The sequence below is a fragment of the Ensifer meliloti genome (genome assembly GCF_030064585.1).
Classification (GTDB): Bacteria; Pseudomonadota; Alphaproteobacteria; order Rhizobiales; family Rhizobiaceae; genus Sinorhizobium; species Sinorhizobium meliloti.
The window spans coordinates 405,504-419,803 of record NZ_CP120366.1 but is presented as its reverse complement, the minus strand read 5'-3'; the positions used below and the strand labels follow the sequence as shown (position 1 = coordinate 419,803).

The window sequence follows — 14,300 nt, the reverse complement described above, 5'->3', positions numbered from 1 at the left end:
CCACCTTCTCGCCTGTGGCCAGAATGTACTACGCAGCCTCGATGACGATCTGCGGCGCCCACGCGATTTCCGAGGGCGGCCGAATGGTGCTTGGGGCGCAGGCTGGCAAAGTAGGCCCGACCGGGTGTTCCGCAAAGCCGGAATCACCCATTTTCAGAGCGCGATAGAAACGCCGTTCAACCTGATCCTCGAAGCACGGCTCAAATCTTTCGGCAGATCAACGACTACGTCCGCAGCGGCATCGTAGTAGTTCGCCAGATCGGTGCCACTGCCGCCGTCGAACCGGTCGGCGTACCGAAACCTTCCTTGCTCAAGTGAGTTCGTTGGTGAAGCGTCCGCACTAGAGTCTCTTCTCACCGGATTGAATGCCATGTAAACGGCGCCTATGGGAATTAAGAACTATCTGATCGAAGGCGGCTCCGGCACTGGAAAGACGTCTGTCGCTACCGAACTGGAGCGGCGGGGCTACCATGTCGTCCATGGTGACCGGGTCTTGGCCTATGTCGGCGATCCTGAGACAGGCCAGGCGCTCGCAGGACCACCCAAAGGCGCGGACCGCATCGTTTGGGGGTACGCGCACTGGATCTGGCCTGTCGACAAGGTCCGCGTTATTGCTGCCGACACCACCTATCCTGTCACCTTCTTCTGTGGTGGCTCGCGCAATTTCCACAAATTCCTCGACCTTTTCGACAAGGTTTTCGTGCTCGACACAGACGTCGAGACGTTGAACCGACGATTAGATGGGCGGCCAAATGAGCCGGGCTTCGAGCCGGCAGAGCGCGCGTTGGTACTCCGCTACCATGATACCCGGGAATACCTGCCAGCCGGCATCAATATCGACACGGCGGGCACCGTCCAAAGCGTCGTCGACGGTATCCTCGCTCAACTCACTTGAAGCCCGAAAAGTATTGTGAATGGGATGGAAAGCACTCGAATATTGCAGGAAAGACCCTAGCCGCTTGGAATGGCTCACTGGCGGAGTAGCCAATGATGTTTGAAGCGCACAGGGGTGGCTTGCAGTCGCCTGCCTTGGCACGCCGAGCGACGCTGATCTGGCTTCGGCGACCGGCAGCTTTCGGAACGACGAACCGGCTTGCCAAACGGCCGGAATGAGGGCGCGAAGCGATCTTTCAGTAGATTGAACCTTTATGTCTGCAATTTGCCGGAAGGGGCCGTACCTCACGAGCCCCGTGCACGGCTTGTTGCGAGGATGTTCACGTTCTAGGCTTTAAAAGATCGCGTAATGTATCGAGTGGAACGCCATCGTGAGCCTGCCGCACGCGGCAACACGGAAGTCTCACAATAGGCGCCCTGGTAGCACTGCCATCCTCCGATCACGACGCGGTGAACGATTACTGCTCACTGCACCGCAGCAGGCGGGCATTCTTCTGCTGGAAGCTCATTCGGTCCCCCGAGAAATAACTGAAGTTCGACATCCTTAGCTTTTCCGGCCGGGACGAATTGAGTCGGTAGGCGACAGCTGCAGATTAATCCATCTGGATGTTGGCGTCGCGGACAACCGGGATCCATTTGGCAAGCTCGGCTTTGACGTGGGCGGCGAGCTCCTCGGGCGTCGAACCCACGATCTTGGCGCTGAATTCCTCCATGCGTTTCTGCACCGCTGGATCGGCCATGGCCTTCTTCGCAGCTTCGTTAAGTCGGGCGATCACCGGCTGTGGCGTATTGGCCGGAGCGAAGAGCGCATTCCAGGTATAGGTCTCGTAACCGGGAATGCCCGACTCAGCGATGGTCGGAATGTCCGGAAAGGACGACGCGCGTTCTGCCGTCGTGACAGCGAGCGCGCGAAGGGTGCCAGCTTTGATGTGACCGGATGACGAGGGGAGGTTGTCGAACATGATCGGCACCTGATTGCCGAGAACGTCGTTCAGTGCCGGGCCGGAGCCCTTGTAGGGAATATGCTGCATCTCGACACCAGCCATCTTCTTGAAGAGCTCGCCGGAAAGATGTAGCGGCGTTCCATTGCCCGAGGAGGCGTAGGCGTACTTCTCGGGTTCAGCTTTCAAAAGCGCCAGCAATTCCTGGACGGTCTTGGCGGGCAGCTCCGGGTTGACCACCAGGACGTTCGGAACGACGACCAGGAGTGAAATCGGTGCGAAATCCTTCTCGGGATCGTAGGGCTTGGTCTTGAGGATCAGGGGGTTCAGCGCATGGGTCGCGACTGTCGCCATGAGGATCGTATAGCCATCCGGTTCGGCGCGCGCGACATTGGCTGCCCCGAGGTTACCGCCGGCGCCGGCGACGTTCTGAACGATGACCTGTTGGCCGAGATCCTCGGACATTTTCTGCGCAATGATCCGCGCGACAACGTCGGTCGAGCCGCCGGCAGCAAAGGGAACGACAAGCGTAACGGTCCGATCGGGAAAGTCCTGCGCTTTTGCGGGCGCGCCAAGCGCGAGCGCGGACCAGAAAGCAAATCCGGCGGCCATGGCGGCGCGGCGGGTCAAGCTTGGAAATATCATGCGAAAATCCTCCCGATCTTAAACACAAGGTGCTGGCGTGCTGCCGGCTGTTCTAACAATAGGGCCGACTTCCTGTCACGCAATGGGCGGATACGATTCGCCGTGTTTGGCCGGTGAAATATGGGGTTCTTCAGTGTTCTCCCGTTGGCCCCTTGAAGCACGGCCGACGGCTTGCTAACCGAATCGGTCGCCGAAGGCACATGGCGATCATGGTTCTCTCTAAGATCCAGGCAAACCATAGCCACTGCGGCTGGCCGAAAGCCGTGATTTACGAACTTAACAAACTTGACGAACTGTCCCATCCTGCCTAAGTTATAGCGCAGGAGGCCGAAGACCATGCCCGCGACGAAGACTCTAGCCAACGAATCCCGAAACGATTCTTCGAACATTGCGCTCTCGATGAAGCTGCCCCGGAAAGCCGATTTCGAGAAGGCGCTGATCAGGCAATACGCCAAGGCGGTCAAGCTGAGCCGAAAGGCCGGCCATCAGGTCAGTTTCCGCGTCGTCGTGGATCCGCTAGCCGGCGCGCAGACGATTTCAGTCGTTGAAGAAGAGCCGCTGTGTCATCAGGATACGTTTCCGGTAGAAGAGGTGCCAGAACCGGATGATGAACTCCAGGCAGCGTTGGCTGCCGCACGGGAACGCGGCCGGCGTCGCGCGGCGGAAATTCTCGCGGAGGGCGATATGCTGAGCGCGGAAGCGTTCGCGGACCTGCTCGGCGTTTCGCGCGTCACCGTCAACACAAAGCGCCATAACGGGCAGGTTCTCGGTCTCGACGGCGCCAAGCGGGGCTTCCGTTTTCCGTCATGGCAACTCGATCGGGACGGTCGACCCTATGCTGCGCTTCCAAAGCTGCACGAGGTCCTGGGCGGTGCATGGGCGGTTTATCGCTTCCTTGTCACGCCGCACGGCGCTTTGAATGGCCGGACGGGCCTCGACGCATTGAAACGCGGTCAGGACGAAGATGTGGTTGCAGCGGCCGAGGGTGTCGCCCGCGGTGACTTTCGCTGAATGGCCGCATCAAGCCGCCCCCGGGTTTCGAGAATTCCCCGCTCGATATCGAGACCGTTCGTGCCGGTCGTCGATTTGGACGAATCTATGCGAGCGCCTTTCCCGATCCGTTAGGATATGGAAAGACGCCGAGCCGGTTCAGTGATCCCCGCCGGCGTGACCCGGCAAGGCGGTTTGGTGTTGTCTATTTGGGCGACACACTCAAGGTCTGCTTCCTGGAAGCGGTCTTGCGTGATCGGCGCGATGGCCTCATGGGCGATCTCCCGATCGATGAGAAGGAGATCTATGCGCGGCGCTACGCAGAGATTGAGACGATCGCGGATCTCCGTCTTGTTGATCTGCGCGAGGACACGCGATCAGGATGGGAGTGCCGACGGATGTCGCAAAATCCTCCCGCCAATCCCTCGGGCGGGCGTGGTCGCTTGCTTTCCATGAGCACCGGTCCGTGCCGGACGGCATCATCTATCCTTCCCGCCTGAACGGACATACGAATCTCGCGATCTTTGACCGCGCCATCTCAAAACTGTCGGCAGTACGTCGTGCCATTAATTGGAGCACCGGGCCTTGCCACCATCATCAACGATCTTCGTGTGAGCCTCGTCGACATCATTTAGACCAAGGCCATGAAACTCAAACCGGCCGCACTTGCCAGCGTTGGACCTCGCGGTGTCGAGCGCACGAGGCCGCCAATTCCGCGTTGGCCGCCTAAGTCGCGGAGTTCGCTTTCAGCGCGCGGTTCATCTCGGGCTCCGCTCGATAGTTGATCTGCGTCACAGCGCCCCCTCAGTCGAATAATCATGGCATTGGGTGGGCGGCTTCACCAGCCAAGACCACCCGTCGTTCAGTTCTTTTGAAGCTGGGCCGAGTTTGCCGGACCGCCAGCGACACCACGTCCAATCCCGAACGGACCAGCGTTGTCTCATCGGGAGTACGAAGCTGTTCAGGGCGAGTCAGGGGGACCAGTCGGGCAATCCGGATTTCTCGGCCCACAGCTCTAGGAAGTCGTCTGGCGACAGCGCGCGGGGAAATAGCTACTAAGGTCCATGCGCTGAGCATGAGACGCGCGGGAATCCGTGAGACAAGATGCGAGACTTCCTCATCTGATTATCGAGTGCGGTCTTAATGTGATAGAAGGTGGCTGTAACGTGGTTCGTAGGCCAACGAGGAGGTCACCATGCCGCCGAGAAAAGGCACCAAGGATTACCAGAACGAAATTATCAGAGTGTACTACGGCATCAACAACCAAACGCTTGGAGTACAGTCAGTGTGGGAGACGCGCGGCGGTAAGCTGGCCTCGATGTCTGCCGGTCACCACTTTAGGCACCAATGTGTTGCTGGAAATATCGCTCACTCGCACGCGGTGTCCGTTGCCTTCGACCTTACAGGCGTTTTCACGCTGCCCGTGGATGTTGAGAACCATCCACTTGTAAACGAGCTTGAAGAGAAGGCCTCGATCATGCGTGCCCAACGAACCCACGACGCCTTCCGTGAGGTCCTCTCGATTGTCGGTGTCAAGTGAACCACCGCGCTGCTCTACGCTGAACGTCGTCGCGGCACCCGTTAGGGCGTCAAATTTGTCAGTTGGACGATATGCGCGAAGGGTGTCACCGGCCACTTGCCGTTTTCATCCTTTGCTGCTCTGTAAATCATGACGCCTCTATCCATGGTGAACGTGGCCTGTGCATACTTCCGTTTCAGGATCTCTGTAACGATCACGAGAGGTCGTCTTGGTGCCCGTATTCAATGGTCAGACGCTCTTCCTAAACAGAACGCGCGCGCTCCAGCGAGAAACGTGCGTGCTTTCGTCAGACGGGTGCCGTCGAAACTCGGCCATCAGAAAACTGCAACGTCTTGAGCACCTTTCCTCCGCGGAATCTCAAACTCGACGCAAACGGCTTCGTCTTCGCATCGAAGGACGCACTTCGGCCTTGCTCAACGCTGGGACGATCTCGTCGTCATAGTCGCGCATCGTTTTATCCGGCGCTTTTTGCAACGTAATGAGAACCCGTAGTGCCCGTGCGGCATTCGTGGGGTTAAGCTTCCTGCCATTGTCCAATGGCCTGTTCTTACTGTCTCCCCTGTGAAGAGGTGGTGGATCGTATAGGTACCGTCTCCTTCGAAACGGCGGTCATATTGATAGAATTGTCCAGATCTGTCAGGCGCCCCGCCTTCAGACTCCCATACGCTGAGGGCGAGCGCGTGCTCCTCGTGTTTGCTCTTCAACTTTTGGCCCTCCTCGGGCTTGCTCTTACCGCGAGCGGCGATCGTCAGTGAGGGGATGCCATGCCCCATTCAATCGGTTCGAGATTGTCTTCCCCGCTGACGCGTTCCTGGCCGAGTTCGTCATTGCGAATGCGATACTGGGGCCAGTTGGATGTCCACGGCAGTTTGGCCGTGATGCGATAGGTCTCTGCCGCGCCGGGCGAGATATACGTTCTGTCTTTGAGGCGCACGGACAGACCGATGGGGAAGGTATGGTCGCGCATTGAATTTGCCTTCACAGGTTGGATGACGCTGCCGCATCGCGCTGATCGAAGGCTATGAGGCCTTCGAGCTCCTCTGGATCGATCGGCACAAGGCGCATTCGGTACTTGTTCTCGGTTGTTGCCGGGAGCGTGATGAACGTTGCTACGCGACGATAGGCCGACCAGGAGAGACCTTCGATCAGCTCCTCTTCTTCATCGACTACGTAGTCGCCGGCAGTGACCATCTCAGATAGTCCTGATATCCAGAATGGCTTATCAAAATGAACCGTTCGGTGTTTTGTTCTGGCGAACATGATTTGTGTCCTCTGCGGGATTTAAAAGTGGGTCGGATCGGCAGTTTTTTTAGATCGGGGAGTTTTCCGTCCCGACTCGCTTCTAGAAACAGAAACTCCCGCCGATATCAATGGTAAATAAATACACCGACATTGAGGCATTACTAAGTCACGAGACAAGAAGTTACAGAGAGGACGGAACAAGACGTTTATTTGTTCCAAATTAAATGTGCGGGAAGAATTTGATTCTTCTCGGAATTGGCGGTGCGGTAGCGTAAAAATGGCATCGAAATAATAGTATTTTCACATTTTTATCTTTAGGGAGCAGATGAAAAATCTGGATTGCAACTGTCTTCTGGTTAAAGAACAGGCCCCCATCGATCTCGATAACCGGTTAGAGGGAATAGCACTGACATTCGAACAGGGCCTTGAACGGACAAAACCCTATACGATCGGCCTGGTGGTGGGAGGTTTTGCTGCACCCATCGTCGGGTTCAATGCGGGATGGATTACTACCACGACGGCCAGCGCGCAGGCGGCCGAGACACCCAGAGTGGATGCGCTCACGGGCATTTGCTCGAGTGCCGCAGGGCGAATGGCAACCGCCCGCAGCACAGGCCTGGCCACCCTCGAGGGCTACGACAATCGTGCGAAACGCGACGAGCGCGTCGCGGTCATTATGACCGATATTCAGGTTCCGGCGGACATCCTCGACAAGGTCAGCACGAGCTGTAGCCGCTCACTATCTTGAAGCAACGCGAAATGCCATGCTTTGGGCATCTCAGAATTCCGCAATCAGGAGGGCGAAATGAAAAGCTCGTTCACGCTCGCTTCTATACCTACGGTTTCACGCGTTTGGTCGCGATGATTGCCTTTACTCTGACGATTGCCGTAAATTGTCTATTCGGTCCTTTCCGGAAGCATTCTATAGGTGCCGATTATGCGTGCATCCGTTCAATGAAGCTGGAAAGCATCGTGGACCGGCGTTGGGAGTGCCGAGCCATTGAATGAAGCCGACAAGTTATCCCGACATTAGCTCTTCAGGCGAGTAAAATGGAGTCGACATCGAAAGAGTTCGTCGGATCCTAGAGATGACACAGCCTCAGGCTTTCGCATTCGCCATTCTGATCGGCCTGATGATCGCTTTCATATGGGGACGCCTCCGCTACGACCTCATCGCCGTTCTTGCGTTGCTCGCCGCAGTTTTCACCGGCATCGTGCCGCATAAGGTAGCGTTCTCCGGCTTCGGGGACGACATTGTCATTATCGTCGCCAGCGCACTCGTCGTAAGCGCCGCGGTTGAACGCAGTGGTGTCATAGAGGCATTCCTTCATCGCGTGGCGCCCCGCGTGACTTCTGTGCGGGATCAGGTTGTTATTCTCGTGGCGGCAGTCACGGTTCTTTCCATCTTCATCAAGAATATCGGGGCGTTGGCGATGATGATTCCGGTCGCGTTCCAGATGGCACGCCGCTCGAAAGCATCCCCTTCGTCATTTCTTATGCCGATGGCGTTCGGCTCCTTACTCGGTGGGCTCATCACCCTCGTCGGCACATCACCCAATATTGTTGTGTCACGGATGCGTGAGGAACTGACGGGCCAGCCTTTCAGCATGTTTGATTTTACGCCTGTCGGTATTGGTATTGCCGCAGCGGGAGTGGTTTTCCTGGCCTTCGGCTATCGGCTGCTTCCTCGAGACAGAGAGGCGGTGCCTACGATGGAGAAGGCTCTGAGTATCAAGGACTACATGACCGAAGCTCGCATTACCGGGAATTCGCAGGTCGTCGGCAAGTCGATCAGGCATTTGTCGGCTTTGCTGGATGACGAGGTCATGGTCACCGGGCTCGTGCGAAATCAGGTCGAGCGCCTTCTGCCACTGCCGGATCTCGTCCTCCAGGTGGACGATATCGTCTTGCTGGAAGGAGATCCTGAAGCACTGGAGCGAGGTATAAGGCGCGCGCGCCTGGAACTGGAAGGGCACAACCGCCCCACCGAAGCAAAAGGAGTCGACGAAGAGATTGCCGGAATTGAAGTGGTAGTCGGTCCGAGATCAGTCCTGATTGAGCAAACGGCCAAGCGCTTGGCGCTGCATAACCGGTTCAACATCAACTTGCTCGCGGTAAGCCGGAGTAGCCAGCGCTTCACCGAACGTTTGCGCGACATCGTATTGAGATCAGGTGACGTTCTCGTTTTAAAGGGCGATCTCGTGCTTCTTCCGACCAAGCTGATGGAACTCGGTCTTCTTCCTTTGGCCGAACGGGAGATCCGACTGGGCAATCCGCGAGAACGCCTGATGCCCGTGCTGATCCTAGCCGGCGCAATGGCGTTCACCGCATTGGGTGTATTGCCCGTTGCCACCGCGTTCTTCGCCGCTGCTGTTCTGACGGTTTTGTTCGGTGCCCTCTCGCTCAGAGAAGCTTACGAAGCTGTCGACTGGCCTATTGTGATAATGCTCGGCGCTCTCATCCCAGTCAGCGAGTCCATCCGTACGACCGGTGGTGCCGATCTTATTGCCGGCGCCCTCGCTCAGCTCGCTGGCGCCTTGCCCGTCTTCGGCGCGCTTGCAATGATCATGGTGGTCGCAATGGCCGCGACGCCGTTTTTGAACAACGCCGCCACCGTTCTCGTCGTCGCCCCAATCGCGGTTACCCTTGCTCACCGCCTTGGCTACAACCCGGACGCCTTTCTGATGGCAGTCGCAGTAGGGGCAGCCTGCGATTTTCTCACGCCCGTCGGACACCAGTGCAATACTCTGGTTCTGGGACCTGGTGGTTATCGCTTCGGCGACTATTGGAAGTTGGGGCTACCGCTCTCGTTTATTGTGGTCGTGCTGGGCGTGCCTTTGATCCTGTTGTTTTGGCCGACAGTTTAGTGCGTCGCGCCGATGCAGCGCGTCTGTCGCGCGATAGAGATAGCCGGCGGGAGAAAGCGGATCGGCATTCTGCGGCGGTGTCCTATCCCCATCATAACGGTTCCAGGCGGTGGACGCAGAATACGGATGCGTCGCTAGGAACGCCGATGGGCGCCTTCACTATCGTCTATTAGGAGACGTCAGTAAGGTCAGCGCCATAAAACCGAGTGCGGCCGATATGACGGAAGCGCCGAGCACACCGAGCTTGACGGGGATCAGAAGCTCGGGCTCGAAAGCAAGCTCGGCAATGAACAGAGCCATGGTGAAGCCGATCCCGGTCAGCAGACTGCCGGCCGCCAACAGGCTCCAGGATAGCTGTTCCGGACGACTCGCGAGGCGAAGTTTCACGGCGAGGAAACTGAAGAGCACAATGCCAGCCGGCTTGCCGACCACGAAGGCGACGACAATTGCGATCGTGAGGGGAACGTCGAAGTTTGCATCCTCTATCGGGATGCCCGCGTTGGAGACGGCAAAGAGCGGCATGATTGCGAATGCGACCCAGGGATGGAGGGCGATCTCGAGACGCTCGATCGGCGACACTGCTTCGCGGGTCGCGACGCCTGCCCGATGAAGGTCGCTGCGTGCCGCCGTGTCACGGCTGCGATGGTCGCCGGGGGGATGGGCGATCACCCGGTCGAGTATCGCGTGGAGGCGGATCTCGCTTACCCACCTCCGCGCCGGCGTCATCAAGCCAAGTATCACTCCGACGAGCGTCGCGTGAACGCCCGATGCGTCGAATGCCAGCCAGATGGCGCTACCCATCGCGAAATAGACCGGAATGCTGCGGATGCCCAGAAGCGCAATTCCTGCGACGAAGGCAAATCCGAGTCCTCCGGTTCCGAGTGCCACCCAATTCAACGGTTCGCCATAGCCGACCGCCACGATCAATATTGCGCCGATGTCGTCGAAGATCGCAAGAGAGAGCAGGAACAGTCGCAAGCTACCAGGTACGCGGGAACCGAGCAAAGCAAGGCATCCGATGACGAACGCCGTGTCCGTGGACATAACGGTGCCCCAGCCGCTCGCACCCGGCCCCCCGCCGACAAGCAGCAAATAGATTCCGGCCGGCGCAGCCATTCCCCCGAGAGCGGCGGCGACGGGTAGGGCGGCCATGCGCGGATTGCGCAGCTCCCCCAGCACCAGCTCACGCTTCAGCTCAAGGGCGATGACGAAGAAAAAAAACGTCATCAGCCCGTCGTTGATCCAGTGCTTCAGCGAACGATAGATCCCGATGTCGCCCAGTCTGACACCCGCGGGCATCTCCCAAAAGGCGAGAAACGACGACGACCACGCGGTATTTGCGAGGCCGAGCGCCAAGAGCGTGCTGAGCAAAAGGATAATGCCCGCGGTGGCCTCGATCCGGAGGAACCGCATAAACGGCTTGGTAAGCCGATCTGCCGGTTCCCTGGGAAGCCGTGAGAGACTGTCGTTCATGCCGTGAACCACTCCTGCGGTTTTGACCGCGACTGGCAAATGTCTCCAGCGACTATTGCGACGCCTGCACCACATTAAGTCCACACCCGGACGACTTCAGGTTGGGCGTCCCGAAAGACTTGATGAGGGTGACATCGGCCGCATCACGGCCTTGTGCCATCCATTGTCACGAACACCTCCATTCAGGCATTGGAATCCATCGGGTCGACGACCGCCTTCGTCCTCGATTGTGGCATCGCCACGTATCGTCATTTCACCGCCGGTGCTACAAGCCGCCGGCACCGGTGACCCAAGAGATCGCTATTAGTGATGTCGGCACATCGGGGGCGGTCAATGTCGTTTCAGGAACGCGAATATCGGCCGCCGTCTCGTAGAGCGCAGCAGGCCTACGAGCGCGGATCAGCCTCTGGATCCATCCTAGCGGAAATGGGCGGCGGTCAGTGTGTAACAATCGCGACGGCCGCCCGAGTAGGCCTTCCGTGCGACATCATAGACGGACGAGCGCAATGCGTCGAAAGCAGAAAGGAGCTTCGATTCAGAGACTTTCGATCTGCCGAGTTCGGCATCGGCCACCACGAGCGCGTCAGCCTCGACGAAGAACCGCACCTCAAACATACCCTCGTGGCCAAGAAAACGGACGGCGTTTCTTTTTTCATCGAAGCTGCGGCTCGAATTTGGAAATATCAGCGTCATAATCAGCGTGCCTCTGTTTCGCACGACGCTGAAGGCGCGGGTGCAGATTAGGCTGCCCCGCCGCCTCCAGCGTTCCGTATGCGAAGGTTATCGTCGACACGCGCCGGTGAAGTGGGCGGTGCCTACGTAGAGCAGGTTTGAACGAAGCGACTCTCCACGCCCGCGCGGCGCGAGACCTCGCATCCTAATCGTGGTGAATAGAAGGTCCTTGAGGCGGCGAACCCAAACCTCAGCCAGATGAACGAGTTGTATATATGTGCCTGAATTGGGCTTTAAACAAGGCGCTCGGGTCTTCCGGACGCCGAATCCGCCTGATTGTTCCGCCTGTGTGAAGGTCGCCAAGACCAGAGACGGCGATAGCGCTCGCGAGGAACCAGGAACATCCAGACGCACGCAGCGTTTTGTTTCCGAGAATTCATGCACTGGGAGGTGATGATGAGAAAGCGCTCCCCCAAATTATCGCCTGAGGTGCGCGCGGCGATCAGCGCATTTTTGAACGGGTGTCAGAAAGAAGCCCGGCCATTTGCGACCTCTGAAGCCCTTGGCGCCGTGCGGCGCATGTTTCCTGACCTGGATATATCAGATACAGATCTCATGGCCGCCATCAGCAGCGAAGCAGCTTCCGCGGGCTTCGACGTAGACACCCCAGAACCAAAGTCTGCGCCGCGCATGAGGGATTCGCTTGAAGAATGGGACAATGAAGGCGGCGCAGTCGACAAATTGCCGCGCGGCGAAACTCAAGGCAGGCGTGGCAATGACACGGACGGCAAAGGGCGGCGGGCAAAAGCGACCAAGGATAGAAATGAGCTTCTCTAGCACGGCACAGCGAGAGGCTCAGAAGTTCGGTATGGACAATTCGCGAACCTCAACCCCGGCGCAAGCCGCTTTTTTGAGGCCTGTGTAAGGTGAGTCTCTGCGAAGGAATCCGCTCGCACCGCTGAATAGTCCTTCAGGAAAGCCGGTGAGGGAAGAAGCGCCCATGCCTTTCCTCATCGCGCTCATCTTGGTCCTTCGGCGGGACCCACCTGGTGCCTCCGGCACTCTTGACCCTCCGATCAATCGCGTCTTTACGAATGAAACGCAGACGATTGCTATTTGCATGGCCAAGGCGCAGTGTGCCGAACTTCGGTAGCAAATATTACGGGCGCTGCTGTTTGAGGGCTAGCAGGCCCTGGCCCCAAGGAAAGGAGGACGTCATGTCTTCCATCGAAAACAATATCTCATCTGTCGATTTTGAGATGATCCGGTCCGTCTTGGACGATGCCGGCTACGATGCCAGCGTCCTTGTCGAGGATCAGTGTTTGTTCGACACGGCGGCGTTGCTCGTGACCAAGCTGTTCCTCTCGGGTGTGGACTCCCGGTCGGCACTAGCCGCGAAGCTGGAGTGTCAACTGGGCAGAGCCGGCACGCACAGGCACAGGCTGTCGCTGTCGCTGTGGCGCTACGCAATTTAAGGTTTCCGCTTGAGTCACAGGCGAACAAGTCATAAGCGGTGGCTATTTTGAGGCTCTTCGACTGCCAACGAGTGTTAGCTTGCTTAATCGAGCCAAGGTTCATCGGCAGGCTCCGGAAGTGATTGCGAAGTTGCAAACCGTTGAATAAGGAGTGCACGCAATGGCACCAAGTAATGAACGAAGTAGAGAAGACCGGATCCGCGAACGTGCCCATGAAATCTGGGAGCGCGAGGGTCGCAAGGATGGTGATCACGAGCGCCATTGGGACGAGGCGGAAAAGGAAATGAGAAAGAAAGAATCCGGCATAGGTCCCTCCGCGAACCCATCGGGGCCGGGCGATCACACCGGCGAATGAGTGTTCCGAAGAAACGACTACAATAGTCCGAAAAGCCCACATCAGCGCCGCTCGGAAGCTTGCGACGATTCTGTTTATATTCTGTGCTTTGCGTGGTTCAAATAAATCGCGCCAATTCTATCTCCACAGGGCGACATCCGGGGAAACGAACCCCAACCGCGAACTGGTGCACGCTCACGCCCCAAGGGGACCAAATCGCAGCGACATTATGTCTTGGTCACAAAGCAAGCGAGGTGCCCCATCGCCAGGGCGCACCGCTGCTGGCTGTGCGCCAGCGCCCTGAGAGGCTGCCTCAAAAAGAATTGAGTGATTTCAGCCAGTTGTGATTCCGTCGGATTTGCAAAGATTCGATGGAGATCACGATGGCCTGGACTGAAACCACCCGGCGCAATTATGTCCGGCGGACGAGCGGATATGCAAGCGATGTCACGGATCGCGAATGGGATTTTGTTGCACCGTTCATGCCTGCGCCACGGCGTCTGGGTCGTCCGCGCAAGACTGATTTGCGCGATGTTTTAAACGCCCTTCTCTATATCGCTTCGACAGGCTGCCAGTGGCGGATGCTGCCGAAGGACTTTCCGCCCTGTTCGACGGTGCAGCGATATTTCTATGAATGGCGGGCAATGGGTCTTTGGCCACGGATCAACCATCACCTCGTCATGGAGGCGCGGGAACTGGAGGGGAAAGAAGCCTCGCCGACAGCGGGCGCGATCGACAGCCAAAGCGTTAAAACGACGGAAAGCGGCGGTATTCGTGGCTTTGATGCAGGCAAGAAGATTAAGGGCCGCAAGCGCCACATCATTGTCGACACGCTCGGGCTGATGGTCGGCCTCATGGTGCACAGCGCCGATATTCAGGATCGCGACGGCGCTCCCGATCTCCTGAAATCCATCAAAAACCGGTGGCCGTGGTTGCTTCATGTCTTCGCTGATGGCGGCTATGCGGGCGACAAGCTCAAAAAGCGGCTGCAGAAAATCGGGAAATGGACACTCGAAATCATCAAACGTTCCGACAAGGCCAAGGGTTTTGAAATCCTGCCACGCCGCTGGGTCGTCGAGCGGACCTTCGCCTGGCTGGGTCGATGCCGCCGACTGGCCAAGGACTTCGAAAAATCCGTCGCTTCAGCAGAAGCGTGGATCACCATCGCCCACATCCGCATGCTCACCAGACGCCTTGCAAGATATGGATATCGTTGAAACCTTTTCG

15 protein-coding genes and 2 pseudogenes are annotated in these 14,300 nt (G+C 57.8%); 11 read left to right on the top strand and 6 right to left on the bottom strand.

The features are described 5' to 3' along the window. Positions 1-2: 2 nt before the first annotated feature. Positions 3-247 (top strand): annotated as a pseudogene (locus PZL22_RS26370) (hypothetical protein); the annotation flags it as partial. Here the strand turns inward: PZL22_RS26370 and PZL22_RS26365 are convergent. Further along, positions 154-372: a hypothetical protein gene (locus tag PZL22_RS26365; RefSeq protein WP_080590601.1), complete on the bottom strand. Its 219-nt coding sequence runs from the start codon at positions 370-372 to the stop codon at positions 154-156. The pseudogene PZL22_RS26370 and the gene PZL22_RS26365 overlap by 94 nt on opposite strands. Before the next feature lie 13 nt (positions 373-385). Between PZL22_RS26365 and PZL22_RS26360 the strand changes: the two genes are divergently transcribed. After that, a complete protein-coding gene (locus PZL22_RS26360) occupies positions 386-895 on the top strand; it encodes a DEAD/DEAH box helicase family protein (RefSeq protein WP_010968015.1) in 510 nt (169 codons plus the stop codon). 592 nt (positions 896-1,487) lie between these two features. On the opposite strand, the gene PZL22_RS26355 is transcribed toward PZL22_RS26360, so the two are convergent. After that, the gene (locus PZL22_RS26355) at positions 1,488-2,480 is read right to left on the bottom strand and encodes a Bug family tripartite tricarboxylate transporter substrate binding protein (protein ID WP_003526811.1); all 993 of its coding nucleotides are present in this window, start codon (positions 2,478-2,480) and stop codon (positions 1,488-1,490) included. 336 nt (positions 2,481-2,816) lie between these two features. Here PZL22_RS26355 and PZL22_RS26350 point away from each other — a divergent pair, with 336 nt between their 5' ends. The 3 genes from PZL22_RS26350 (at position 2,817) to PZL22_RS26340 (ending at position 5,010) form a co-directional block, all read left to right on the top strand. Next, positions 2,817-3,491 carry an XRE family transcriptional regulator gene (locus PZL22_RS26350; RefSeq protein WP_010968014.1) on the top strand — a complete coding sequence of 225 codons (675 nt, stop codon included), beginning with the start codon at positions 2,817-2,819 and terminating at the stop codon, positions 3,489-3,491. After that, positions 3,488-3,970: an RES domain-containing protein gene (locus PZL22_RS26345; RefSeq protein ID WP_122103028.1), complete on the top strand. Its 483-nt coding sequence runs from the start codon at positions 3,488-3,490 to the stop codon at positions 3,968-3,970. Before PZL22_RS26350 ends, PZL22_RS26345 begins: the two co-directional genes overlap by 4 nt. 695 nt (positions 3,971-4,665) lie before the next feature. Next, positions 4,666-5,010 (top strand): hypothetical protein, encoded by a 345-nt coding sequence (locus tag PZL22_RS26340; RefSeq protein WP_127700820.1) that lies wholly within the window; start codon positions 4,666-4,668, stop codon positions 5,008-5,010. A 748-nt stretch (positions 5,011-5,758) separates the two neighbouring features. Here PZL22_RS26340 and PZL22_RS26335 read toward each other — a convergent pair. Both PZL22_RS26335 and PZL22_RS26330 read right to left on the bottom strand, forming a co-directional pair. Continuing rightward, entirely contained in the window at positions 5,759-5,977 is a 219-nt protein-coding gene (locus PZL22_RS26335; protein ID WP_014527965.1) for a hypothetical protein, read from the bottom strand. A gap of 11 nt (positions 5,978-5,988) precedes the next feature. After that, a complete protein-coding gene (locus tag PZL22_RS26330) occupies positions 5,989-6,270 on the bottom strand; it encodes a hypothetical protein (protein ID WP_010968011.1) in 282 nt (93 codons plus the stop codon). A gap of 388 nt (positions 6,271-6,658) precedes the next feature. Here PZL22_RS26330 and PZL22_RS26325 point away from each other — a divergent pair, with 388 nt between their 5' ends. Then, complete coding sequence (locus tag PZL22_RS26325; protein WP_026030101.1) at positions 6,659-7,000, top strand: hypothetical protein; 342 nt, start codon at positions 6,659-6,661, stop codon at positions 6,998-7,000. Positions 7,001-7,340: 340 nt separating this feature from the next. After that, a complete protein-coding gene (locus tag PZL22_RS26320; protein WP_127700822.1) occupies positions 7,341-9,119 on the top strand; it encodes an SLC13 family permease in 1,779 nt (592 codons plus the stop codon). Between the two features lie 159 nt (positions 9,120-9,278). On the opposite strand, the gene nhaA is transcribed toward PZL22_RS26320, so the two are convergent. Further along, complete coding sequence (gene nhaA / locus PZL22_RS26315; RefSeq protein ID WP_041169998.1) at positions 9,279-10,592, bottom strand: Na+/H+ antiporter NhaA; 1,314 nt, start codon at positions 10,590-10,592, stop codon at positions 9,279-9,281. A 417-nt stretch (positions 10,593-11,009) separates the two neighbouring features. Further along, complete coding sequence (locus PZL22_RS26310; RefSeq protein WP_010968007.1) at positions 11,010-11,285, bottom strand: DUF1488 family protein; 276 nt, start codon at positions 11,283-11,285, stop codon at positions 11,010-11,012. Positions 11,286-11,702: 417 nt separating this feature from the next. Here PZL22_RS26310 and PZL22_RS26305 point away from each other — a divergent pair, with 417 nt between their 5' ends. The 4 genes and pseudogenes from PZL22_RS26305 to PZL22_RS26290 all read left to right on the top strand — a co-directional run bounded on the left by PZL22_RS26305 (position 11,703) and on the right by PZL22_RS26290 (position 14,290). Next, complete coding sequence (locus PZL22_RS26305) at positions 11,703-12,101, top strand: hypothetical protein (RefSeq protein WP_017269715.1); 399 nt, start codon at positions 11,703-11,705, stop codon at positions 12,099-12,101. A gap of 380 nt (positions 12,102-12,481) precedes the next feature. Beyond that, positions 12,482-12,774, top strand: a pseudogene (locus PZL22_RS26300) (hypothetical protein). A 125-nt stretch (positions 12,775-12,899) separates the two neighbouring features. Further along, positions 12,900-13,094 carry a DUF2934 domain-containing protein gene (locus PZL22_RS26295; protein ID WP_080590597.1) on the top strand — a complete coding sequence of 65 codons (195 nt, stop codon included), beginning with the start codon at positions 12,900-12,902 and terminating at the stop codon, positions 13,092-13,094. A 362-nt stretch (positions 13,095-13,456) separates the two neighbouring features. Beyond that, positions 13,457-14,290: an IS5-like element ISRm4-1 family transposase gene (locus PZL22_RS26290; protein ID WP_013851057.1), complete on the top strand. Its 834-nt coding sequence runs from the start codon at positions 13,457-13,459 to the stop codon at positions 14,288-14,290. Positions 14,291-14,300 lie beyond the last annotated feature (10 nt).